General features: G+C 49.3%; 16 protein-coding genes. 7 read left to right on the top strand and 9 right to left on the bottom strand.

What is annotated here, in order from left to right; genetic code table 11:
- Positions 1-151 precede the first annotated feature (151 nt).
- The 4 genes from ACYVK4_RS11180 (at position 152) to fbp (ending at position 5076) form a co-directional block, all read left to right on the top strand.
- Positions 152-784 carry a hypothetical protein gene (locus tag ACYVK4_RS11180; protein WP_461127592.1) on the top strand — a complete coding sequence of 211 codons (633 nt, stop codon included), beginning with the start codon at positions 152-154 and terminating at the stop codon, positions 782-784.
- Positions 781-2448 (top strand): UxaA family hydrolase, encoded by a 1668-nt coding sequence (locus tag ACYVK4_RS11185; RefSeq protein ID WP_461127593.1) that lies wholly within the window; start codon positions 781-783, stop codon positions 2446-2448. Before ACYVK4_RS11180 ends, ACYVK4_RS11185 begins: the two co-directional genes overlap by 4 nt.
- Positions 2449-2512: 64 nt before the next feature.
- Positions 2513-3958, top strand: coding sequence for a glucuronate isomerase (gene uxaC, locus ACYVK4_RS11190; protein ID WP_461127594.1), 1446 nt, complete (start codon positions 2513-2515; stop codon positions 3956-3958).
- A gap of 89 nt (positions 3959-4047) precedes the next feature.
- On the top strand, positions 4048-5076 hold the full coding sequence (gene fbp, locus ACYVK4_RS11195; RefSeq protein WP_461127667.1) for a class 1 fructose-bisphosphatase: 1029 nt from the start codon (positions 4048-4050) through the stop codon (positions 5074-5076).
- Between the two features lie 107 nt (positions 5077-5183).
- Here fbp and ACYVK4_RS11200 read toward each other — a convergent pair whose 3' ends face one another.
- The 3 genes from ACYVK4_RS11200 to ACYVK4_RS11210 all read right to left on the bottom strand — a co-directional run bounded on the left by ACYVK4_RS11200 (position 5184) and on the right by ACYVK4_RS11210 (position 11487).
- Positions 5184-6863 carry a RagB/SusD family nutrient uptake outer membrane protein gene (locus tag ACYVK4_RS11200; RefSeq protein ID WP_461127595.1) on the bottom strand — a complete coding sequence of 560 codons (1680 nt, stop codon included), beginning with the start codon at positions 6861-6863 and terminating at the stop codon, positions 5184-5186.
- 47 nt (positions 6864-6910) lie between these two features.
- The gene (locus tag ACYVK4_RS11205; RefSeq protein WP_461127596.1) at positions 6911-10159 is read right to left on the bottom strand and encodes a TonB-dependent receptor; all 3249 of its coding nucleotides are present in this window, start codon (positions 10157-10159) and stop codon (positions 6911-6913) included.
- Positions 10160-10431: 272 nt separating this feature from the next.
- The gene (locus tag ACYVK4_RS11210; protein ID WP_461127597.1) at positions 10432-11487 is read right to left on the bottom strand and encodes a FecR family protein; all 1056 of its coding nucleotides are present in this window, start codon (positions 11485-11487) and stop codon (positions 10432-10434) included.
- A gap of 350 nt (positions 11488-11837) precedes the next feature.
- Between ACYVK4_RS11210 and ACYVK4_RS11215 the strand changes: the two genes are divergently transcribed.
- Positions 11838-13127, top strand: a complete 1290-nt coding sequence (locus ACYVK4_RS11215) for a nucleoside hydrolase-like domain-containing protein (RefSeq protein WP_461127598.1) — start codon at positions 11838-11840, stop codon at positions 13125-13127.
- Positions 13128-13239: 112 nt separating this feature from the next.
- Here ACYVK4_RS11215 and ACYVK4_RS11220 read toward each other — a convergent pair whose 3' ends face one another.
- Entirely contained in the window at positions 13240-13812 is a 573-nt protein-coding gene (locus tag ACYVK4_RS11220) for an RNA polymerase sigma factor (protein WP_461127599.1), read from the bottom strand.
- 299 nt (positions 13813-14111) lie between these two features.
- On the opposite strand from ACYVK4_RS11220, the gene ACYVK4_RS11225 reads away from it, so the two are divergent.
- Both ACYVK4_RS11225 and ACYVK4_RS11230 read left to right on the top strand, forming a co-directional pair.
- Complete coding sequence (locus ACYVK4_RS11225; protein WP_461127600.1) at positions 14112-15032, top strand: alpha/beta hydrolase; 921 nt, start codon at positions 14112-14114, stop codon at positions 15030-15032.
- Between the two features lie 47 nt (positions 15033-15079).
- Positions 15080-16063, top strand: coding sequence for an alpha/beta fold hydrolase (locus ACYVK4_RS11230; protein WP_461127601.1), 984 nt, complete (start codon positions 15080-15082; stop codon positions 16061-16063).
- Between the two features lie 14 nt (positions 16064-16077).
- On the opposite strand, the gene ACYVK4_RS11235 is transcribed toward ACYVK4_RS11230, so the two are convergent.
- The 5 genes from ACYVK4_RS11235 to ACYVK4_RS11255 all read right to left on the bottom strand — a co-directional run bounded on the left by ACYVK4_RS11235 (position 16078) and on the right by ACYVK4_RS11255 (position 21843).
- Positions 16078-17031, bottom strand: a complete 954-nt coding sequence (locus tag ACYVK4_RS11235) for a hypothetical protein (protein WP_461127602.1) — start codon at positions 17029-17031, stop codon at positions 16078-16080.
- Between the two features lie 65 nt (positions 17032-17096).
- Complete coding sequence (locus ACYVK4_RS11240) at positions 17097-18308, bottom strand: glycoside hydrolase family 88/105 protein (protein ID WP_461127603.1); 1212 nt, start codon at positions 18306-18308, stop codon at positions 17097-17099.
- 41 nt (positions 18309-18349) lie between these two features.
- On the bottom strand, positions 18350-20062 hold the full coding sequence (locus ACYVK4_RS11245) for a glycoside hydrolase family 43 protein (RefSeq protein ID WP_461127604.1): 1713 nt from the start codon (positions 20060-20062) through the stop codon (positions 18350-18352).
- Positions 20063-20072: 10 nt separating this feature from the next.
- The gene (locus ACYVK4_RS11250; protein WP_461127605.1) at positions 20073-21083 is read right to left on the bottom strand and encodes a pectinesterase family protein; all 1011 of its coding nucleotides are present in this window, start codon (positions 21081-21083) and stop codon (positions 20073-20075) included.
- 4 nt (positions 21084-21087) lie between these two features.
- Positions 21088-21843, bottom strand: coding sequence for a rhamnogalacturonan acetylesterase (locus ACYVK4_RS11255; RefSeq protein ID WP_461127606.1), 756 nt, complete (start codon positions 21841-21843; stop codon positions 21088-21090).
- Positions 21844-21846: the final 3 nt, after the last annotated feature.

The raw sequence follows: 21846 nt of genomic DNA on the forward strand, positions 1-21846 counted from the left end.
CGCCCTAAACTTAACCAGGAAATTGACCTACGGAAGTAAGAGCGATCGTACGTTCTCCCCGCGAAAAAGACAATTTCGTTATCGTTCATTCTGTAAATCCGACAACGTTGACCGCTCTGTGCTGCTTGCCTAATTAACGAAACGATAGCGAATGAATGCTTTATCAAGTCAATCCTTACCGCTAATCCAGCCCCCAACAACGATCAGTATGCCAGCCTTGCCGCTACGCCATTTGCCAGAGCGGGTGCTCCAGTTTGGAACGGGTGTTTTACTACGGGGGCTCCCTGATTATCTGATTGCCAAAGCGAACCGACAGGATATTTTCAACGGTCGGATTGTCGTCGTAAAATCAACGGATGGCGATGATATGAATGCGTTTAGCCGACAGTATAATCTATATTCACTCTGCATTCGGGGTGTAGAAAATGGACAACTGGATGAACAGAACGTAGTCTGTTCGTCCATCAGCCGTGTTTTATCGGCTAAGGATAATTGGGATGAGGTACTAACCGTTGCCACCAGTCCCGACCTTCAAATTGTGATTTCCAACACAACCGAAGTCGGGATTCAACCGGTGCAGGACGACGTTGGGCAAACCCCGCCCCACTCCTTTCCGGGTAAGTTACAGGCTGTCCGTCAGAATACCGCGCTCTGGAGGCACGATTTAAGCCAGTTACCCGGCTTTTGCAATGCCGTTGCCAGCTATCTGACCCAACTGCTCGAACAGGGTGTGCCAGTCCCGGTCAGCGCCCAGTTTGACCATTATGAACCCGTAATAAAATGAAACAGACCGTCTTAAAAATACACCCCGATGATTCTGTGCTGGTCGCACTCGCCGATTTAGAACCGGGCGATCGGGTCTACTGGGGCGATTCCACACTAATTGTGACGGAAGCCGTTCCCGCAAAACACAAACTGGCTATTCATGATCTAGCGCCCGGCGATGCCATTACGATGTATGGGGTGCTGGTTGGCCGATCGAAGCAGACCATACCGGCGGGTGGGCGACTAACTACATTTAACGTTTTACACGCAACGAATAGCTACGACGTGCATAGTTCAACTTACCAATGGACCCCGCCTGTAGTTGATCACTGGCAGCAGCAGTCGTTCATGGGTTACCACCGGTCGGATGGGCGTGTCGGAACGGCCAATTACTGGCTTGTGGTGCCGCTCGTTTTCTGCGAAAATCGGAACATTCAGGTCCTGGAAGAAGCCCTAATCAACGACCTGGGTTATGGCCGACGCCATTCCTATCAGTACCAGACGCAGGAATTGATGGCACTGGTGCAGGCTGGCCGCACCGTTGAAGACGTGTTGCAGGCCGATCTGAACCAAACAGAACCATTGTCCGGTAGCCTTACCCGTAAACCGTCACGTTTATTCCCGAACGTTGATGGCGTGAAGTTTCTATCGCACGAAGGCGGGTGTGGCGGTACCCGGCAGGATGCCCAAGCGCTCTGCGGACTGTTGGCTGGCTATATTACTCACCCGAACGTAGCGGGTGCTACGGTGCTGAGTCTGGGTTGCCAGAACGCGCAGGTGGGCATGTTGCAAGATGAAATCAGCAAGCGAAATCCTCAGTTCGATAAGCCGTTATTTGTGCTGGAGCAACAGACCATCGGCACCGAAGAGTCGTTGATTGGTCAGGCTTTGCGCCAAACGTTCGCAGGTCTGATGCAGGCCAACGCCTGTGTGCGGCAGCCTGCTCCGCTGAGTAAACTGACCATCGGGCTTGAATGTGGCGGTTCCGATGGATTTTCGGGTATTTCCGCGAACCCCGCCCTGGGCCATGCGTCAGATTTGCTGGTTGCTTTGGGCGGCACGGTAATTCTGGCCGAGTTCCCCGAACTATGCGGGGTGGAGCAGGAGCTTTGCGACCGCAGTGTCGATGCAGCAACGGCGGGCCGGTTCCGGGAGTTGATGAATACGTATGCTCAGCGCGCCAAAGAAGCCGGATCAGGTTTCGACATGAATCCCTCACCGGGCAATATCCGTGACGGGCTCATAACCGACGCCATGAAGTCGGCTGGTGCCGCGAAGAAAGGAGGTACTTCACCCGTGGTGGCCGTTCTTGATTACCCGGAACTAGTCACTAAGCCCGGCCTGAATCTGCTTTGTACGCCCGGCAACGACGTTGAATCGACAACGGCAGAGGTGGCTTCAGGCACTACGGTGGTTCTATTCACAACGGGCCTCGGTACGCCCACGGGAAACCCCATTGCTCCCGTCATTAAAATTGCCAGCAACACGGCCCTGGCCAACCGAATGCCCGATATTATTGATGTAAATACGGGCACTGTGATCGACGGCGAAGAGACCATTCAACAGGCGGGTGAACGACTGCTCGAACAGATCATCCTTGTGGCGAGTGGCGAAATCGAAGTAGCCGCCGTGCGGCATGGGCAAGACGATTTTATCCCCTGGAAACGGGGCGTTTCACTATAACTCAAAGAGTGAAAGGCGCATCCGTTTTCGCCTTTCACTCATTCGCTCATTCACTCTTTGCATCATGAAAAAGCCCTTTCTAAACGACGATTTTTTATTGCAGACCGACACCGCCCGGCAACTTTATCACGAGTTCGCCAAGCCGATGCCGATCATTGATTATCACTGCCATCTACCCCCCGACCAGATTGCCCAGGATCGAACCTTTGAAAACCTGACCCAAATCTGGCTCTATGGTGATCATTATAAATGGCGGGCCATGCGTACCAACGGCGTTGACGAAAGCTATTGCACGGGCAATCAAAGCGATTATGCCAAGTTCCAGAAATGGGCGAATACGGTGCCGTATACGGTTCGAAATCCACTTTATCACTGGACCCATCTGGAGCTGCAGCGCTATTTTGGCATTACCGAAACGTTGAGTGGGGAAAGTGCCCGGCGTATTTATGACGCTTGTAGGGAGAAATTACAGTCGCCGGCGTATTCAGTCCGGAATCTGCTTCGCCAGGCGAATGTGGAAACCGTCTGCACCACCGATGATCCGGTTGATTTACTGGAGCATCACCAGCAAATTGCCGATTCAGGTTTTGAGATTAATGTACTGCCTACCTTTCGGCCCGATAAAGCAATGGCCGTAGAAGACCCGGTTGCCTTCAATCAGTACGTTACCCGGCTGGAAGCAGCCAGCCAGATCGAGATCCGAACCTTCGATAACTTTCTGGACGCGCTCAGTCAGCGCCACGATTTTTTTGCCTCTATGGGCTGCAAACTTTCCGACCACGGCCTGGAGCAGATTTACGCCGATGACTACAGCGAAGCCGAGGTACGGTCCATTTTTAACAAGCTACGGTCGGCCCACCCATTGGCCAGTCAGTCGTTGACCGAATCGGAAGTCAGGATTTTCAAGTCGGCGATGTTGGTATACCTGGCCGAAATGGATTGGGAAAAGGGCTGGACGCAGCAGTTCCACCTCGGCGCACTGCGAAACAACAATTCCCGCCTGCTGCGAAAACTCGGTCCCGATACAGGATGGGACAGCATTGGTGACTTTTCGCAGGCACGTACACTCTCCCGCTTCCTCGACCGGCTCGACACGACCAATAAGCTGGCGAAGACTATTTTATACAATCTCAACCCGGGCGATAATGAATTGATGGCGACCATGATCGGCAATTTCAACGATGGTTCGGTGGCGGGTAAAGTACAATTTGGCTCAGGCTGGTGGTTTTTAGACCAGAAAGAAGGCATGGAACGACAATTAAATGCCCTTTCCAATATGGGTTTGCTGAGTCGATTTGTGGGTATGCTGACCGATTCGCGATCGTTTCTGAGCTATCCGCGCCATGAGTATTTCCGTCGAATTCTATGCAACCTATTTGGCAACGATATCGAAAACGGCGAACTCCCTGACGACATCGACTGGATGGGCCACATCGTTAAAAATATCTGTTACGGGAATGCGAAAACGTATTTCGGTTTCCAGGGTAAGCCAATAGAAATGCCGGTTTAATAGAAACCGTGACAAGTACACAAACCTCTTCTATCCACACTTCTTTTCGATCAATCAATTCATCTCCACTACTCATGAACGTTCAACAAATGGAAACTACGGTTTCGCACCCCCTGGCCTTACCCGTCGGGGTAACCCTCGATCGGTACATTATGAACCGGCAAACGGCATTTCCATACGCCACGGGTGATCTATCGCAGTTACTACGGGACATTGCGCTGGCCGGGAAAATCATTCATCGTGAGGTAAATCGGGCGGGGCTGATCGATCTGACTGGCGGCCTGGGGATCCAGAATGTACAGGGCGAGAGCCAGCAAAAGCTGGATATGATTGCCAATATTCGCTTTTGCCGCGCCCTGAAAAATGGCGGTGAAGCTTGCGCTATCATTTCCGAAGAGGACGAAGACATTGTCTTTACAGGTAATAATCAGGGGAAATACGTCGTGGCGATTGACCCGTTGGATGGCTCGTCCAATATCGATGTCAACGTATCAATTGGCACGATCTTTTCCATTTACCGACGCGTCACCCCGATTGGCACCGAGCCTACCCTGGCCGATTTTCTGCAGGGTGGCCGCAAGCAGGTGGCCGCTGGCTATATTTTGTATGGCTCATCGACCATTCTGGTTTACACGACCGGGCACAGCGCCAATGGCTTCACGTATGATGCCTCGCTGGGCGAGTTTATTTTGTCACACCCGGATATTCAAAGCCCGGCCAACGGGCAGATTTATTCCTGCAATGATGGACATGCCGACAGCTATGAGGCAGGTATCCGGAACTACCTGACTTCCTGCCGGAAGGCACAATACACGGCCCGGTATATTGGGTCGCTCGTAGGCGATTTTCACCGGAATCTGCTCAAAGGCGGTATTTATCTGTATCCCCCGACGAAAATAAATCCCAACGGTAAACTTCGATTGCTCTATGAAGCGTATCCGTTGGCGTTTCTGGCAGAAAGAGCGGGCTGTTTAGCCTCAACGGGACATCAGTGTATTTTAGATGTCGAACCTACCAGCCTGCACCAGCGAACACCACTGTACATCGGTTCCCCGCTCATGGTCGAAAACTTATTAGATAAAGTTAAATATCTCTATATCAGACCATTACGGAGCTAATATTTCTCTACTGAATCAGATTAACTAGTAAAAAGAAAGCCCTCCTGACTTCCAGGAGGGCTTTCTTTTTACTAGTTAATCTAAGCTAACTATGTTGACACCCCTTCTTAGTTATATCCTGGATTCTGGACAAATTCGGTTTTGTTCTGTAGCACGTCGATTTCAACACGGGGAATTGGTCGCATCAAATGATAGGGCCTTACATTGGCGGCCGCGTCCAGATTATACTTCGTCAGGCGCTCGATTAATTTTCCGGTTCGTTTTAGATCAAACCAGCGAAGTTGTTCACCAACAAATTCCCGAGCCCGTTCGTCCAGCATGAAATCAAGCGTCATGTCGGCGGCATTCACGGTCATCAGCTCGCTTTTCCCCGGCAGTGCGGCCCGCTTCCGAACCACGTTGACGTAATCGGCCGCCCCACCTGTGTTGCCCAGTTTCATACTGGCTTCTGCCGCAATCATGTACATTTCGGAAAGTCGAAAAACGAACGCATCCCGTTTGCTATTCACTACATCTTTGGATGCGCGCGTGGGGTCCATGAATTTCTGGAGTCCAGCATAGCGCCACCGGGGAATTGTGGGCACACCGTTGGCCTGATAAACATCATTGACATCATAGATGGCATAGGGTTTCGATTTGCGGAATGTCTCAGAAACGGCCCGCTTCGAGACAACGGCAATGGTATCGCCCAGCTTCATACCACCGGTTAGCGTTGTCGCGTCGTTTGCCCACCAGACCGTCCGGAACGACCCCGCCCAGCGCGCATCTTTTGTTTCGTCATATAGGTCTAACAGATACTTTGACGGCATGTATTGCATCAGCGATCGGCCCGATTCCAGATCATATTGCCAGCCTTTCAAGCCATTGAAATACGGAATAAACATCAAATGCCCGTGATGTCCGCCTTCCCAGAGCCAATAGTAGCCTAAATCATCGTAGCGACCGTAGTCGTTGAGGGTGTTATTTTCGGAGTAGTTGACAAACCAGATGACTTCTTTGTTGGCACTACCACTGCTGTTAGCAATATCCCAAAGTGACTTATAATTATCCGACAGTTTGAAATCATAGTTTTTAATAACCCGGTCGGCCATCGCCAATGCTTCGGTGTTTTTGTCGCGGGTCAAGTATAGGCGGGCCAGAAAAGCAGCCACGGCGGGTTCAGTTACGCGTCCGCCCTGCGTCGTCACAACACCCTTCATACTTGTCAGCGCAGTTTCCAGATCACTGAATATGAGTTTGTAAATATCATCGACTGGTGCTCTCAAGGAGGTTATTTCCGGTTCTGTCGTTTCTTGGGTACGCAATGGAATTGCGCCAAAAGTTTCGACCAGATGGTAGTAATAAAAAGCCCGAAGAAAACGAACTTCCCCTTCCCGAGCGGCTTTCAGGTTTGCAGGCAGCGGCGATTCCTTAATTCGGGCAATCGCTGTGTTACACGCATTAATACCCCGATAAAAACTTTTCCAGACAAACAGCAACCCGCCTTCCGTTGCCTGAAGGTTGGAATTATAATCATAGTAGGGGTACGCTCCGTTTGCCGTGTTGCCGAAAAGCATTTCGTCGGTACCTGCTTCGGTCAACAGGTACCCAACGGTTTTACCGTACCAGATACGCGTGGGCGCATAGCAGGAATTAACCAGGCTCTCAATGCCTTCTGTGGTTTTGTAAAAAACATTCGCTGTAACCGTATTTTTGTTGGTTTCTTCCAGAAAATCGGAGCAGGCATACAAGCTTAATATCCCGATGAATACCGCAGAAAGAACTATATAGTTGAGGATTTTTTTCATAATGACAAAAAGGAAAAGGTCTCAGATGAACTGAAAACTTGTGATAATTAGAAACTGACGTTAAGGCCAACAATGAGCTGTTTAGTCAGGGGAAAATCGACGGAACCGCCACGCTCAGGATCGTAATCCTTCAGCTTACTGAAGGTGAAAAAGTTTTTCGCGGTCGAGTAGACCGTTACGTTACTCAGCGGAGTCTTTTTCAGCAGGATTTTCGGTAAATTATAACTTAGCCGGATATCCTTAATTTTCCAGAACGATCCATCGACGTAGCCGAGCGTCGACAGGTACTGATCGGTGTGGCTAAGCCACGGACGCGGATACGCATTGGTCGGGTTTTCGGGCGTCCAATAATCGGCTACTGCCGCTGTGCCACCCGGATAAAAATACCCGAGATACTGACTGGAAATCGTCTGCCCAATCCGAGCGTAAATCAGCACGGAGAGGTTGAAATTGCCATAAGTAAAGTTGTTGGTGATACCGCCGGACCATTTTGGGGATGCCTGTCCCAGCACAACGCGATCATCGCTGGCCGTAATTTTACCGTCGTTGTTCTGATCGCGCACTTTGATCTCGCCGGGCACTTTGTTGTAGCTAGCGGCTGCATCTTTTTCAGCCGTTTGCCAGATGCCCAGTTTTTCGTAGTCATAAAAAACGCGAAGCGGCTTACCAACAAACCAGGCTTTTGACACGTCGTCGCCCCCAACACTCAAGGCCACAATCTCTTCTTTATACGTCGCCAGATTCAGATCCGTTGACCAGGAGAACTTCGACGAGTTATAATTACGGGTAGAAATAAGCAGATCAATGCCTCTGGTTTTGGTTTTCCCAACGTTGGCAACAGTAGTGCTATACCCTGTCAACGAGGGTAAAATCCGATCCATGAGCAGATCACTGGTGTTGGTATTGTAGACATCAATAGTGCCAGTCAGCCGATTTTTGAAGAAACCAAAGTCAAGTCCTACGTTGACCGTTGCGGTCTTCTCCCAGCCTAAATCTTTGTTCGCCAGGAGCTTGGGCCAATAGCCGAAAGCGGGCGTTTCATCGAACGAATAAGCGATTTTGCTAAGTCCACCCTGCGTTTGATAAGCTGCAATGGCACTGTTTCCAGAAATCCCGTAGCTGGCTCTAAGTTTCATTTCAGAAAACAGGTTTCCGGTGTTGGTCATGAACGACTCATCCAGCAGACGCCAGGCCACCGCTACCGAGGGGAAGTATGCCCACTTATGGCCATCAGCCAGCACCGATGCCCCATCGGCTCGTAACGAAGCCGTTAGTAGATACTTGTCTTTGAACTTATAGTTCAGGCGGCCAAACACCGATGCCAGTGAACTTTCGACCTGGCTACTGTTGGTAATAATGTCTCTGGTATTGGTACTCAGGTTGTAAAACAGCGACGACGAAAACGGCTGATCTTTCCCTTCTCCCGAAAAATTCACCGTCCGGTAGCTGATCATACTAGTCCCAACCATCGCATTAATGGAGTGGGCGTTGATAGCTTTACTGTAATTCAGTACGTTTTCCCAGGTCCAGTTGCGGTTCTTACCATCGACCAGTGCCGACCGAGAATACCCACTGTTCACACCCGCCAGGGTTGTATTCTTTCCTTCAAAAATGCCCTGCTGGCTATTGGAAATATCGATACCAAAACTAGATCGTAACGATAGGTTTTTCAGAATCGACCATTCGCCAAAACCGAGCATAAAAATCCGGGTGCTGGTTGTCAGGTTGGAATAATTATCCGGATTCTCGTCGAGGAGCGGATTGTAGACCACCGCACCGGGAAAGGGATAGGTTTTAAGCGAGCCGTCCTCATTGTAGGGAATGCCCAAGGGCGAACTTTTCTGAAGGTTCCAGAAACTCGTGTTTCGCCGTTGCTGCGTGGATGAGTTAAAATTCAACACCATCCCTACTTTCAGGTTGTCCATAATCTGGTGGTCGAGATTAAGGTGCTGGACAAACCGACGTAGCTGGTCATATTTGAGTAATCCGCGCTCGTTGAAATACTCCGTCGATAGGCGAAACTTCGTTTTTTCGTTGCCACCCGAAATCGCAATGTGGTTGTTCTGGACACTTCCTCGACGTAACATTAGACTAACCCAGTCGGTATTGACTCCTTTTCGGATGTTGTCCATCTGTATATTAAAGATCTTTTCATCATCGGCAGAGCTACTCCACTGACCAGCAGCCCGATAGGACTCACGTGTCATAGCAACGTATTGATCTGTGTCCGTAACGTGCTGATAAGCAACCGGATCGTTGATACCGTAGTAATTATTGAATTCGACTTTGGTTTTGCCGGCCTTCCCGCTTTTGGTCGTGATCAGGATAACACCATTGGCGCCCCGCGACCCATAAATGGCGGTTGAGGAAGCATCTTTCAAGACATCAACGGAGGCAATATCATTCGGATTAATATCGATATACGAACCGTATTGTATCCCATCCACCAGAATCAGCGGCTGGTTGGAAGCATTGAGCGACCGGTTGCCGCGAATGGTAAAATTGAGGGGGGCACCCGTTTCGCCACTGCTTCGGGTCAGGTCCATACCGGCTACTTTTCCCTGTAGCGTTTCCAGCGCATTCACAACCGGAGTGGACGTAATCTGCGCTTCCTTGATCGAGACGACTGATCCGGTCAAATCCCGCTTCTGAACCTGCCCATAGCCGACCACAACTACCTCATTGAGCGAGTTCTGGTCGGGCTGCATGCTAATGGTTAGCGTCGATTGATTGCCCACGGCGATATCCTGAGTTTTGTAGCCAACAAACGAAAGTGTCAGCGTTACTTCACCCGTTGGAATAGTAAGTTTAAATTGCCCTTTCGCGTCGCTGGTGGTTCCCCGCGTGGTGCCTTTGATCACGATGCTAACGCCCGGCAGCTTTTCTTCTTTCTCGTCGCTAATTGTACCGGTAATTACCTGGTCAGCGGCTTCCGGTTCGGGTAAAGATGCCTCTGCCTTTGATTCAGCATCCTGAACAATACTGTCTAAAACGATATGCCCATTAATAAGCTGATAGGTCAGATTAAGCGGCTTCAGCAGTTGTTCCAGCGCATCGCTCAGCTTCACGTTAGTCAGATGAATCGTGACGGGCCGATCAACGCCGATATTTCGGGAGCTGTAGACGAACTTCACCGACGTCTGCTTTTCAATCTGCCCGATAACTGCCCGCAGGCGCTGGCCTTCGGTATGTAAGGAGATAGACTTATTCAGCAGTGCCTGCGCGTTACCGTCGAAGCCGTATGACAGGCCCACAAACGTGACGAATAAAAAGAGTTGTATAACAGATAGTTTCATAAGCAGCAGAAAAAACGGTATACGTCGGCTGCATGACCAGCTCAATAGAGCTGAATCAAATTTTTTCATACCTTTAAGGGTTTGTTAAATTGGACGATTTGATAAATAAGTCCCTCGTTTATTGGGCAGTGCAATGCCGCAATGACTAGCTCACAAGGCTACATGAGGGAAGATTCGGAAGCTGATTATGGTGCAAACATGATCAGCTTCTTTTTTTGTGGGAGTGTACTAAATTCACATAGGCATCCTGGTTAAGCGATGGTTCGTTTACACTACAGATTCGCACAGCCTTTTCCACTAATCAAAATGGTCGTTCCCTGCACGGTGTAGCTGGATTTAGTGGCTGCGCAAATCATATCTAATTGAGCATACAAAGAAAGATCAGACAGATCGGCGGTTAGCGGGCATTCATTCTGATTCTCGTTCTCAAGCTTGATCGTTAGGCCATAGGCATCTGCTAACTGCTCAATAACCCGACGTAGCGGAACGTCATCAAACTCGAATGAGCGAGGCTGCGCTACAGACTTTCCTGCGGAAATTAGTTGTGGATGTTCAACAAGGCCAGTTACAAACTGTTGATTATCTGACGAATACGTAGCCTTTTGATTCGGACGTAACACAATCATATTTGTCGGGTCGGCCGTTTCGGTAGCCTTTGGCTGCTGATAAACAGCTACCCGGCCCGTTGCCACTTCAACAATAACCTGCTTTGTGGTCGCCTGCGTTTTCACTAAAAAGCTGGTCCCTAACACCTTGGTAACAACTGTGCCCGTGTATACGTAAAAGGGCCGCGTTGCCATTTTTTGAACGGTAAAAAAGGCTTCGCCTGTTAGAGAAACTTCCCGTTTATTAGCCGCGAATTCCGCAGGATAGTCAATGGAGCTTCGGGGCGATAATCTAACCTGGCTGCCATCTGAGAGCTGAATCATTTTGGATTTATCCGACGCGTTTGTCTGCCGTTTCCAATCGGCATGACTAATTTTCGGGTAAGCCTCGTTCGCTGATTTTATTTGTCCGTCTTGTTGCCGATAAAACCACCAGCCAGCCAGCAATACCAGTACAATTGAAGCGGCAACCGCCATCCAGGGGTAAGCAAACCGGCGCCGGGAACTGCTTACCGGCATAGGAATTACCTTCGACGACTGCGTCCGACTCTGAATTTGCTGCCATAGTAAGGGCTCTAACGTTTGCAAATCCGTTTCGGGCAATGGCTCTTTGTCTTTGTTTTGTACGATCCCATACCAATGTTCGACAAATGCCCGCTCTTCTTCAGAGCATTTCCCGTTCAGATACTGTTGCAGAAGAAACCCAAATTCCTTGCGGCTCATATTAGGTGGAGTTAGTCGTCCTATACATGACATACTTCTCCTATACCGACCGCAAAAGGTTTTATTAAATAGGTGAATATTTATATTTAATTTTGACTTTAAGCAAACAATTCTTTGTATAGTGCAAAAATGTTTTCTGTAGTATGCGAATACGATTATAGAATAACGGTAAGATCATGTCATTTTTTTTCCATTGAGTTGCGGAAAAGTGCTAGGTTTCCTGACCTATATACTGTAGTATACTGCGTGTAGAAAGCCAGCTAAAAACCCTTAAACTTCCTGATGTTCAGTTAATCATGTTAGCTAAATCAGGTGCAGGCAATCAACGATTGTTGAAGGAGAAATTAACTATGAAAAACGTGTTTTTGAGTTACTTATTGGTCCTGCTTCCCTTTACGCTCATGGCCCAGAAACCCGTACCGGTTAAACCGCGCATTCTCATCAGCACCGACATTGGCGGTACAGATCCGGACGATAATCAGTCAATGGCGCATTTGCTGATGTATGCCGATAAGTTCGAGACGGAAGGACTTGTTTCGTCTCCTTCGTATGGCTTTGGCACGAAGAAGCATCTTTTGGATATGATTGACCTCTACGAGAAAGACCTTCCCAACCTGAGCCAACATCTGAACGACTATCCTACGCCGGATGCCCTGCGGGCCGTCTGCAAACAGGGGCGGCAGGGTGCGGCTCCCTTCAATGGCTACAGCAACGCCACCGAAGGGTCGGACTGGATCATCAACTGTGCCAAAAAGAAAAGTGACCAGCCGCTATGGATATTGGTTTGGGGCGGGTTGGACGATCTGGCTCAGGCGCTGCACGACGATCCTTCGATTCAAAACAAGATTAAGGTATACTGGATTGGAGGACCAAATAAAAAGTGGAGCGCTAATACCTATGCGTATATTGCCCGGAACTTCCCGAACCTGTGGTTCATCGAAGCCAATGGGTCTTACAACGGCTTCTTTTCGAATAATGGTATGCCCGGTAGCCTCGATACCCGTACCTATTACGACCGCTCTATCCACGCTGCCGGACACCTGGGTAAAGACTTTAAGAACTATTACAAGGGCAACATCAAGATGGGCGACACGCCTGCGCTGCTCTATATGATGGATGGAGACCCCAATGACCCGTCCAAAGAAAGCTGGGGCGGTAGCTTTGAAAAGTTTGACCACAGTCCGCGATCTGTTTTCAACCGCAACACCACGCTTGCCGATACGGTAGGCGTTTATTCTGTGATGGAATTTCATTTCAAAGGGCCGAAGATTGACATTCCGGCTGACTCTGCTTGTTTTTCGATGACCGTTCAAGCCCAGAGTGGTGAGCAAAAATGGCCGGGTCATTACCTGGGTGACGGCAACTATGCGATCCTGTATATTCCCAAACAGACCGAAACCCTGAGCTACGCAATCACCTCAACGATCCCGGGCTTCCCTCAACAGAGCGGGAAGTTTGTGGTAAACAACATCTGGCCGGGCAAGCGGGGTGCCAGTGATTTTAAATTAGGTGCAAACTGGTACACTGACCGGGGCGACCCATCGCTTTTTGACGGCCGGCAACAAGGTGGCAAAACGGTGCTCAAATGGCGGAATGCCGTGTTGCTGGATTGGGCCAAGCGGTGGTCATGGCTGTATTAAGCTGCTAGTTAACTTGGCTAGTATGGTCGCAAATGATTTTAGTGAATAGGGTACTAATTACATTTCAGATGCCCGTTGAACAACTGATTCTTTGTAGAATGCAGCTTCTGGCTTAGCAGTAAAATAGCGTTATGGCTAACACAAAATAATCCTGAAGTAAAGGTCTAAGTAACTTAAGGGCTAAGCTAATATGGTATTCGACGGTGCGTTCGGGAATGTCCAGTTGGACTGAAATTTCTTTCGCTGACTTATACTCCAATCGGTTTAGCCGGAAGATCTGACGGGTTTTCTCCGGCAAGTCGTTGAGTTGCTGCTCAACGCTAGTCATCAGGTCGTTTAGGGCAATTTGTTCTTCCGTACTTTCTTCATTCGACGAAAAGCTTTGTGCGTGTTCAACGTACTTCTCGCGTATCAGTCTCGCCTTGAACAGATTGATGATGGCGTACTTGAGGGACGTTTGTAAATAAGCGCTCAGATTTTCGATGAGCAGATTTTCCCGTTGCTCCCAGAGCTTTACGAATAAATCCTGAACCATATCTTCGGGGCTATCCGTTGACGGAAGTTTGTTACGCGCTACGGTGAATAACTTCCTCCAGTGACGCACATAAATTTCCTGAAAGGCGGATTCGTCCCCTTTTTTCAGATAAATCAATAAGGCAGCATCTGGAAGAGTTTTGTACTCCATGATCGCACTGGCAGCGCCGAAAATCGCTTGCTAAAGTACATAATTTTATATGCATAATTATCAAAATAGAATTGCTCGCCAGTCATTCAACCACGCTTGCCTTCGTCTTTTTATGAAAAAAAAGAGCCGTATGGATTGCTAAAGAAGGTTCTTCGTTCTCTAATTCCGTTCGGTAACGTTCCCGGTAACGATTGCGCAAAAAGTCACCATACTTCCTTTGCTAAATCTAATTAGCTTCTCTATTCTTGACTAACTTTTCCCTCCCGTCTGGCATTCCAGCCTCATATTCCCACGAACGTATGCGTAAAATCGGTTTGCTTTTTGTCTTTTTTTTAACCTCAGGCGTCTTCGCCACAGCGCAGGAATTTATGCAGCTTTGGCCTGCTGGTAAAATGCCGAATACAAAAGGTGTAACGCTAAAGGATAGTATTGCCAACGAGCGAGTTTACCAGGTTGGAACGCCGGGTATGTATGCCTTTTTTCCATCAGCGCAGGAAAATAAAGGGGCGGCTGTGGTGATTTGCCCCGGAGGAGGCTACGAACGTTTAGCTTATGTGATCAGTGGTTGGCAACTGGCGAAATGGTTTAATACCATGGGGATAAGTGCTTTTGTCCTCAATTATCGACTCCCGAACTCACCCGACCTGAAACAACGTGAACTGGGACCGCTCCAGGATGCCCAACGGGCGGTACGATTTGTCCGAGCCAATGCCAGGAAATGGGGGATCAAGAACGATAAAGTGGGAATTCAGGGTTCATCGGCGGGTGGGCATTTGGCAGCACTGCTGGCAACCAGTACAACCGATGTATCGGCCATCAGTGATTCCATCAGTCGCCAGTCGTTCCGGCCCGATTTTGCGCTTCTTGTTTCGCCCGTCATTACAATGGGCCAATATGCGCATGCAGGCAGTCGAAAAAACCTGTTAGGTCCCAACCCGTCGGCCGACTTGTTGAAAACCTATTCGCTGGAAAACGCGGTAACGACCACCACTCCCCCCTGCTTTTTGACGCATGCTTACAACGACACCGTTGTTGATCAACGAAACAGTTTGCTATTTTATCAGGCATTGATTGACAAGAAAATTCCGGCCAGTCTGCACATATTTCCACAGGGTGGCCACGCCATTGCGCTACGAAACAATCCGGGATCAACGCAACAATGGATAACCTTATGCGAAAGCTGGCTACGCGAAATGAATCTGCTTACCGATACAAAATAGTGTGCAGAATTACTAAACCGACTCTAAAACAAACAGAACAAACCCCTATGAATCAACGGCTTCTCCTACTACTCATCACAGCATTGGCTACTACCGTTACCTATGCCCAATTAAAACCAACGGGTGGTCGGGATACGTCATTCACCGTGCGAGGCTCCTATCTGCGTGAGAAAAAATACCATCCCGACATCACTCTGGCCGATTCAACGTTGCCAGCCGGAGTTCGTATTGACAAAGCGATCACGTTCAGTTCACCCAGTACAGGAAGAAATCTTAAACTGGATATTTACATTCGGCCAGTCGCTTCCGGAAAGACCCGCCCGGCTATCGTTATGATTCACGGTGGGGGCTGGCGGTCTGGGAATCGGTCGCACAACAATTCATTGGCCGGACAACTGGCTGCTAACGATTTTGTGGTCGTTCCGGTCGACTATCGGTTATCGACGGAAGCCTTATATCCAGCTGCCGTTCATGATATAAAAGCGGCCATTCGCTGGGTCCGGGCCAATGCGAAGAAATACGGCGTTGATCCCAGCCGAATCGCGGTGCTGGGTTTTTCGGCGGGGGGACAGTTAGCGGCTTTGGTAGGCACCACAAACGGACAAGCGACTTTTGAGGGAACAGGGGGCAACGAACGTTATTCAAGCGCTGTTCAGGCTATTGTCGATATTGACGGTGTGCTGGCTTTTATTCATCCAGAATCGGGTGAGGGCGATGACTCGAAGGCAATTTCGGCGGCTACCTACTGGTTTGGCTATTCCAAGACGCAACGACCCAATTTGTGGCAGGAGGCATCAGCGCTTAATCACATTGACAAGCACACTCCACCAATTTTATTTCTGAACAGTTCCGTAGATCGTATGCACGGCGGACGTGACGATCTGATAAAAAAATTAAATGAGCTGGATATCTATTCGGACGTGCATACGTTTCCTGATGCGCCCCATACGTTCATGTTTTTTAATCCGTGGTTTACGCCCACGCTAACGTATACAACTGATTTTCTGAATCGGGTATTGCCGACAAAATAGGTTGGAGCAGCGCGTCAATTCGGCACGAGTCGCCCCTGGGCATCCTCCACATGTAGACGGTTCAAATCCAGCCCATCCAAAACCAGTACACCCTGTATGGACGATTGCTGTTTGGGGTCCTGCTTCCACGACCAGACCAGTTTACCGGCTGGGTTATATTCCAGTATTTGCGTACCACTAGCTCCATGATCGGAACCGTGTCCCTGCCAGTTAGCGACGACCCAATTCCCATTCTTCAATATCTGAAAACCAGCAAAAAAATGAGGCTTTACAACGGGAGGACCGCTAATGCTATCCACCCAAACACCTTTTTTGTCGAATCGCTGGAAATTGGCCGAGTAGCCTCCACTCACCAGCGTATAACCGTTGCTCAATCGTTGGGCCTGCCAGGCGTGTTGTGCTTTGACTTGTTTCGTTAGCTGAGCTTGCCAAACGATAGTCCCATCGGGTTTGCCTTCAAATACCAGGTCATTTGAGGTAAGCAGGAAATTCCCATCAATGGTTTCCCGTATCAGTCGGACATAGGTGAAATCGGGGTAATTGATGGTTCGTTGCACCACGTGGTTCTGATCCAGTTCAAGTAGTATAATGCCTTTCTTCCCCTGCCAGTTCAGGCCCACAAGCATTATATGACCATTGCGTAAGCGCCGGGCGGCAATGGTTCCGTCGAATGTGGTCAATTCGCTCACTTTGTCCCCCGTTTTAATATCCCGCTCCTCATACCCTTTGCCTGTGCCGATCATCACCCGTCCTTTCCCGACCAATTGTAGATCCCGACCCGCCGGAATGGCGACAAAATAGTTTTTTTCCGGGTGAGCCAGATCCACGTAATTTAATCTGGAGAGGCCTTCGTCGCGTAATAACAATTGCCGGGACGGGTACTTATCGGAGGACAGTTGTGCAGCAGAATGCAGATGAATCAGCAAAAAAAGGGCAGACAACAGGCTACGGGTGAGATTCTTGTTCATGCGTAAAAAACCTTGTTTATGCAGGTCGATTTTGAGTTGAAATCGATAGACTTACGAATAGACGGTTATTCCTTCTTCGCCTTCGTTTCTTCAAATTCCAGTGCCAGCATGATAAAAGGCCCAACGGATTTGGGATCATTGTCGCGCTTGGCTTCTTTACAATAATATTCGTACGAGCCATCACGATAAGGCGTACCGCCCAAACCAGCGCCTGCGCAGGCATCCGTTAGGGTGATTTGCCCCGAAGGCTCCGTTTTGATAAAATGAGACAGAATACCATCGTATCCTTTCCGGGCAACACTTGTGTACTTCTGATCAATATAGCCCTTCTTGGCGGCTTTAATCAGGAAATAAACGAACATGGTCGAGCCGGAAGATTCCAGATAGTTACCATCCTGTTTGCCAACATCCATTACCTGATACCAGAGTCCGGTTTTTGGGTCCTGATAATTGGCTAGTGTTTGTGCCAGTTGATTCGTAATGGCGACAATTTGTTTTCGTTGCGGATGGTCTTTAGGGAAATAATCCAAAACGTCTACTAACGTCATCGCATACCAACCCATACCACGCCCCCAGACGTGGGCCGATTTTCCGGTTTCTTTATCTGCCCAGCGTTGCTCTTTACTCTCGTCCCAACCGTGATAGTATAAACCCGTTTTCGGGTCTTTATTATGCTTATCGATGAGCTGAATCTGATTGGCTACGTCGGCAAACAACGCAGGTTCATTAAAGACCTGCGCATACTGGGCCAGAAACGGCGAGGCCATATACAATCCATCGAGCCACATCTGGTGCGGATAATGTTTTTTATGCCAGAATCCACCTTCGCTTGTGCGCGGATGAGTTAGCATCTGGCTCCGCAGCAATCGAAGGGCTTTCTCGTATTTTGGGTCATGCGTTTTCTCATATAGCGCAAACAGGAACTTGCCGGAGTTGACGGCATCGATGTTGTACTGCTCCAGCGTGTAGGTCTTTATCGTACCGTCTGGATTAATCATATCGTCGGCGTATTCCTTAATGTAGGCGTAATATTTTTCATCGCTCGACTCTTTCCATACCTGTTCGAGCGCACTACAGACCAGACCATGACAGTAATTCCAGCGGGGCACTTTCGAAAAGTCGAGCATCCATCCCTTTGGATTGCGTATCATATCCGAATCAGCCATCCGAACCGACCAGGGTTTATCGGAAACTGTTGTTTTTCCCGTGGGTTGTGCCCAAACAGAAATCGTCAATAGAACCAGTAAAAGCGTTGTGGTCATTACAGTTTGTTTCATTCGATGAGTTGTCGTTAAGTGAGTTTAGTATGTGTTGACTATCAGAGTTTTGTACTGGACACCGCTTCTACCCGGAACCAGTCGAAGTCGGCGTAGCCTGAGTCATTGATCTGCGTTGGTCGAGTGCAAAAGATGCCCATCTTAGCCCCAATCCATCGGCCAACTTCGGCCTGGAATACATCGCCGGTTTTCGTAAAAATCAGGCCGTCCAGGCTGTAACTGAACTGGCATTTCGCCCCTTCGGTCACCTCCACACGCAGGTATACGGGCGTACCCGGATTGATTCGCCTAATCACTGTCTCGGCTTCTGCTTTTCCGTCGGCGGCTTTTTTACAGACGCCCTGCACCAGGGTCAGCCCTTGCTTGCTACTTTTTAGCACCAGATTGGCGTAACTCAATCCCATGATAATCAGGCCCGCCTTTTCATTTTCCAGCTTTGGGTTAGGCTTGAAAAGCACCATAGTGGTAGCCATGAAGGATTCGGCAGGAAATTTCTGCATCAGCAGATTTGGCACATCCCAGCTATTTTTCGCGTCTTCCGGGGCTTTGTAGGAATACAACCGCAGAAATCCCTGATCACTCCCGGATCGCCGGCCGACCGTATGCCAGATACCCTTTGGATTCGCCTGCCACTGCCATTGGAAGCCGAGCGTTGGGCTGTTGAACTCATCCGATTCGGCGGGGGTAGCAATGGGATAGGTTTTACCAACCGGTCCGCCGGTACGGTTCGGTTTTTTATACGTTAATACCGGTTCTCCTTTGCCATCACCATCTGTGTCTGTGCCAATAACAGGCCAGTCATTCACCCACTTCATGGGTTGCAGATGCACAACCCGACCGTAGGCTTCCTTGTCCTGAAAATGCAAAAACCAGTCTTCGGCGGGTTTACCATTGCCAGAATTCGTTGTCACCCAGGCTCCCTGATGCGGTCCATTGATCGGGCTTTTCCCCTGATCCATCACAACTTTCCGTTCGTAAGGGCCATAGATATTTTTTGACCGCAGCACCAGTTGCCAACCCGTTGAAACACCGCCCGCTGGCGCAAACAGGTAATAAAACCCATGGCGTTTGTATGCCTTCGGACCTTCAATGGTCGGGTCTGTTTCGTGACCATCATACACAACGACGCCTTCATCCACAACCTTAGTCCCTGCGGCATTCAGCTTTTTGACAGTGAGAATACTCTTGATGCCAGCCCGGCTGCCAGCCCATCCATGTACCAGGTACACGTCTCCATTGTCATCCCAAAGCGGACACGGGTCAATGAGCCCTTTTCCCCCTTCGACTAAAACCGGGTCCGACCAGAGACCAGCCGGATTAGTCGCTTTAGTTAGATAGATTCCAAAATCCGGGTCAGGGTAATAGATATAAAACTCATTGTTATGATATCGAATAGATGGTGCCCAAACCCCATTGCCATGCTGCGTTTTCTCAAAATGCTCAACCGGGGGCTGTCGTTTCAAGGCATGACCGATTATAGTCCAGTTTACCAAATCGTTCGAATGCAGAATAGGCAGGCCCGGAATGGCATCGAAGCTGGATGCTACGAGGTAAAAATCGTTGCCTGCACGGCACACATCCGGGTCCGAATAATCGGCGTTCAGAACAGGGTTCTTATAGGTACCATTGCCCTGATCGGAGACCCATACGTTCGACACCGATGGCGTTACTGAAACGGGTTTCGACCGGATAGTCTGTGCAGCAACCGGAAGTGTTGACAGGAAAAATAGTCCAGCGAGTGGGAGCGAATTCATAAAGGCAAGCTTATTTGGCAGTCGGTAACCAGGCCGATGGTCCTGAAAAAATGGTTGTTAACGTGTAACGCTGGGCCTCATTCGCCGAGAGCTGCTTTGACCATGCGACCCGCTTCGAGGAATTTCCACCCGGTCCTGTGCTACCCTGTTCGGCGTATAACACCGTTTGTTCGTTTGCTGCATTACCCCAGTTATCCCAGCCTACCGGCAGAATATGGCTTCCCATCGCTGTCCGGATAAAAATAGTTTTGGCTTTATAGCGCCAGGGACGCCCCAAGTATACTTTTTGAGTAGCTGCGTCAGCAATCAGTTTGCAGTCCAGAAAAATGAAACCGTAGGCCTGGTAATCAGGCGTAGCGGCCGCCGTGATAAACGAGTCCGATAAGCTCTTGATGGTGCAGGACTGAAAGACGGAAATCGATTTACCAAAAATAAAATCGGTTGTCCCTTCGATGAAGCAATTTTCGTAATACTGACGACTGCCTTCGGCTGCCGCATAAAGGGTATCCTGATTACCCAGCAAAATGCAGTTTTTACAGATAAACCGATCTCCGTCAACGTGCAGTGCCACGGCCTGTCCTACCCGACCAGATGTGTTGCGGATGGTCAGATTTTCCAGTTTCGTATCCGGCGCATCGACGAAGACCGTGTAAGAAGTATACGTGCTGTATTGGTCCTTACCCGTCCAGTCTTTCCCGCCCGGAAACGCTTTCCCGGAATAATCATCACCCGTTATAATCACCCCTTCCCTGCTTTCGCCAATGATATGAATGTTCGGTTTCCAGGACGGAATGACCAGCTTTTCGGCGTATACTCCATTCCTGACGTAGAGTGTAACCCGCACCTGCATATGATCGCGGAAGCTGTTGACGGCTTCCTGAATGGTTTTAAAGTTGCCGCTCCCGTCCTGAGCCACGGTAACCGAAGCGGGAGACGTTGGGGAAGCGGGCGGAGTGGACTGAGCAACGGCAACTTTTGCCATCAGCAACAGGGTAACTAGTAAATGGAGTCTATTTGACATTGAATTACTTCGTTTCACGTTGTATAATTCGATTGGCCAGCTCCAGTTTTAGAGACTTTATACTGGCCAGCACTAACCCGGCCATTTTACGGGCACCGAGCTCATTAAAATGAGTGTTATCTGCCTTCCCTTCAGGATAGTTAGGATGTTCTCCCGGCTCTAACTGGAGAAAGAGAAGTCTGGACCTTTCGACACCGAATGTTTGCAGCAACTCTTGACTTTGCCGGTCTAAATCGATCAATGGCGTTGAGGACTCCGTTGCCACAGCACGTACTAATTCAGAGTAGACCATATGCGTTCCTTCAATCCTGCCATTGGCGTCGAACTGCCGCCGGGCTACGGGTGTGATGAGTACGGGATTTGCTTTTCGGGCCCGGCTTTCGGTGATGAATCGAATCAGATTTTTCCTGAACTCTTCTTCCGTCGTATAACTTTTCTTGGTTTTCACCTCGTCGTTGTGGCCGAACTGAATCAGGACATAGTCGCCCTCATGTAAGCTGTCGACCACCGGTTGCCAGCGATTTTCTTCGATAAACGTTCGGGTGCTACGGCCGTTTTGTGCCCGGTTGTCGACGGTTACGCTCTCATAGAAAAAATAGGCGAAGGGAATTCCCCAACCCGTTTCGGGATAGGCTTTCACCTGTTTTATGGACATGGTCGAGTCGCCAATCAGATACACGGTAATCTTGCCGGGTGGTGGGGTAGAGGCAGAAAGCGTCAGCAGGCCAAACAACAGCCACACCCTTCCAAACAATCTCATAGT

Source organism: Spirosoma aerophilum (assembly GCF_054782495.1).

What these genes read in the sequence shown, in the direction of transcription:
- ACYVK4_RS11180 (WP_461127592.1), top strand. Translation starts at nt 152, where the DNA reads ATGAATGCTTTATCAAGTCAATCCTTACCGCTAATCCAGCCCCCAACA.
- ACYVK4_RS11185 (WP_461127593.1), top strand. Translation starts at nt 781, where the DNA reads ATGAAACAGACCGTCTTAAAAATACACCCCGATGATTCTGTGCTGGTC.
- uxaC (WP_461127594.1), top strand. Translation starts at nt 2,513, where the DNA reads ATGAAAAAGCCCTTTCTAAACGACGATTTTTTATTGCAGACCGACACC.
- fbp (WP_461127667.1), top strand. Translation starts at nt 4,048, where the DNA reads ATGGAAACTACGGTTTCGCACCCCCTGGCCTTACCCGTCGGGGTAACC.
- ACYVK4_RS11200 (WP_461127595.1), bottom strand. Translation starts at nt 6,863, where the DNA reads ATGAAAAAAATCCTCAACTATATAGTTCTTTCTGCGGTATTCATCGGG.
- ACYVK4_RS11205 (WP_461127596.1), bottom strand. Translation starts at nt 10,159, where the DNA reads ATGAAACTATCTGTTATACAACTCTTTTTATTCGTCACGTTTGTGGGC.
- ACYVK4_RS11210 (WP_461127597.1), bottom strand. Translation starts at nt 11,487, where the DNA reads ATGAGCCGCAAGGAATTTGGGTTTCTTCTGCAACAGTATCTGAACGGG.
- ACYVK4_RS11215 (WP_461127598.1), top strand. Translation starts at nt 11,838, where the DNA reads ATGAAAAACGTGTTTTTGAGTTACTTATTGGTCCTGCTTCCCTTTACG.
- ACYVK4_RS11220 (WP_461127599.1), bottom strand. Translation starts at nt 13,812, where the DNA reads ATGGAGTACAAAACTCTTCCAGATGCTGCCTTATTGATTTATCTGAAA.
- ACYVK4_RS11225 (WP_461127600.1), top strand. Translation starts at nt 14,112, where the DNA reads ATGCGTAAAATCGGTTTGCTTTTTGTCTTTTTTTTAACCTCAGGCGTC.
- ACYVK4_RS11230 (WP_461127601.1), top strand. Translation starts at nt 15,080, where the DNA reads ATGAATCAACGGCTTCTCCTACTACTCATCACAGCATTGGCTACTACC.
- ACYVK4_RS11235 (WP_461127602.1), bottom strand. Translation starts at nt 17,031, where the DNA reads ATGAACAAGAATCTCACCCGTAGCCTGTTGTCTGCCCTTTTTTTGCTG.
- ACYVK4_RS11240 (WP_461127603.1), bottom strand. Translation starts at nt 18,308, where the DNA reads ATGAAACAAACTGTAATGACCACAACGCTTTTACTGGTTCTATTGACG.
- ACYVK4_RS11245 (WP_461127604.1), bottom strand. Translation starts at nt 20,062, where the DNA reads ATGAATTCGCTCCCACTCGCTGGACTATTTTTCCTGTCAACACTTCCG.
- ACYVK4_RS11250 (WP_461127605.1), bottom strand. Translation starts at nt 21,083, where the DNA reads ATGTCAAATAGACTCCATTTACTAGTTACCCTGTTGCTGATGGCAAAA.
- ACYVK4_RS11255 (WP_461127606.1), bottom strand. Translation starts at nt 21,843, where the DNA reads ATGAGATTGTTTGGAAGGGTGTGGCTGTTGTTTGGCCTGCTGACGCTT.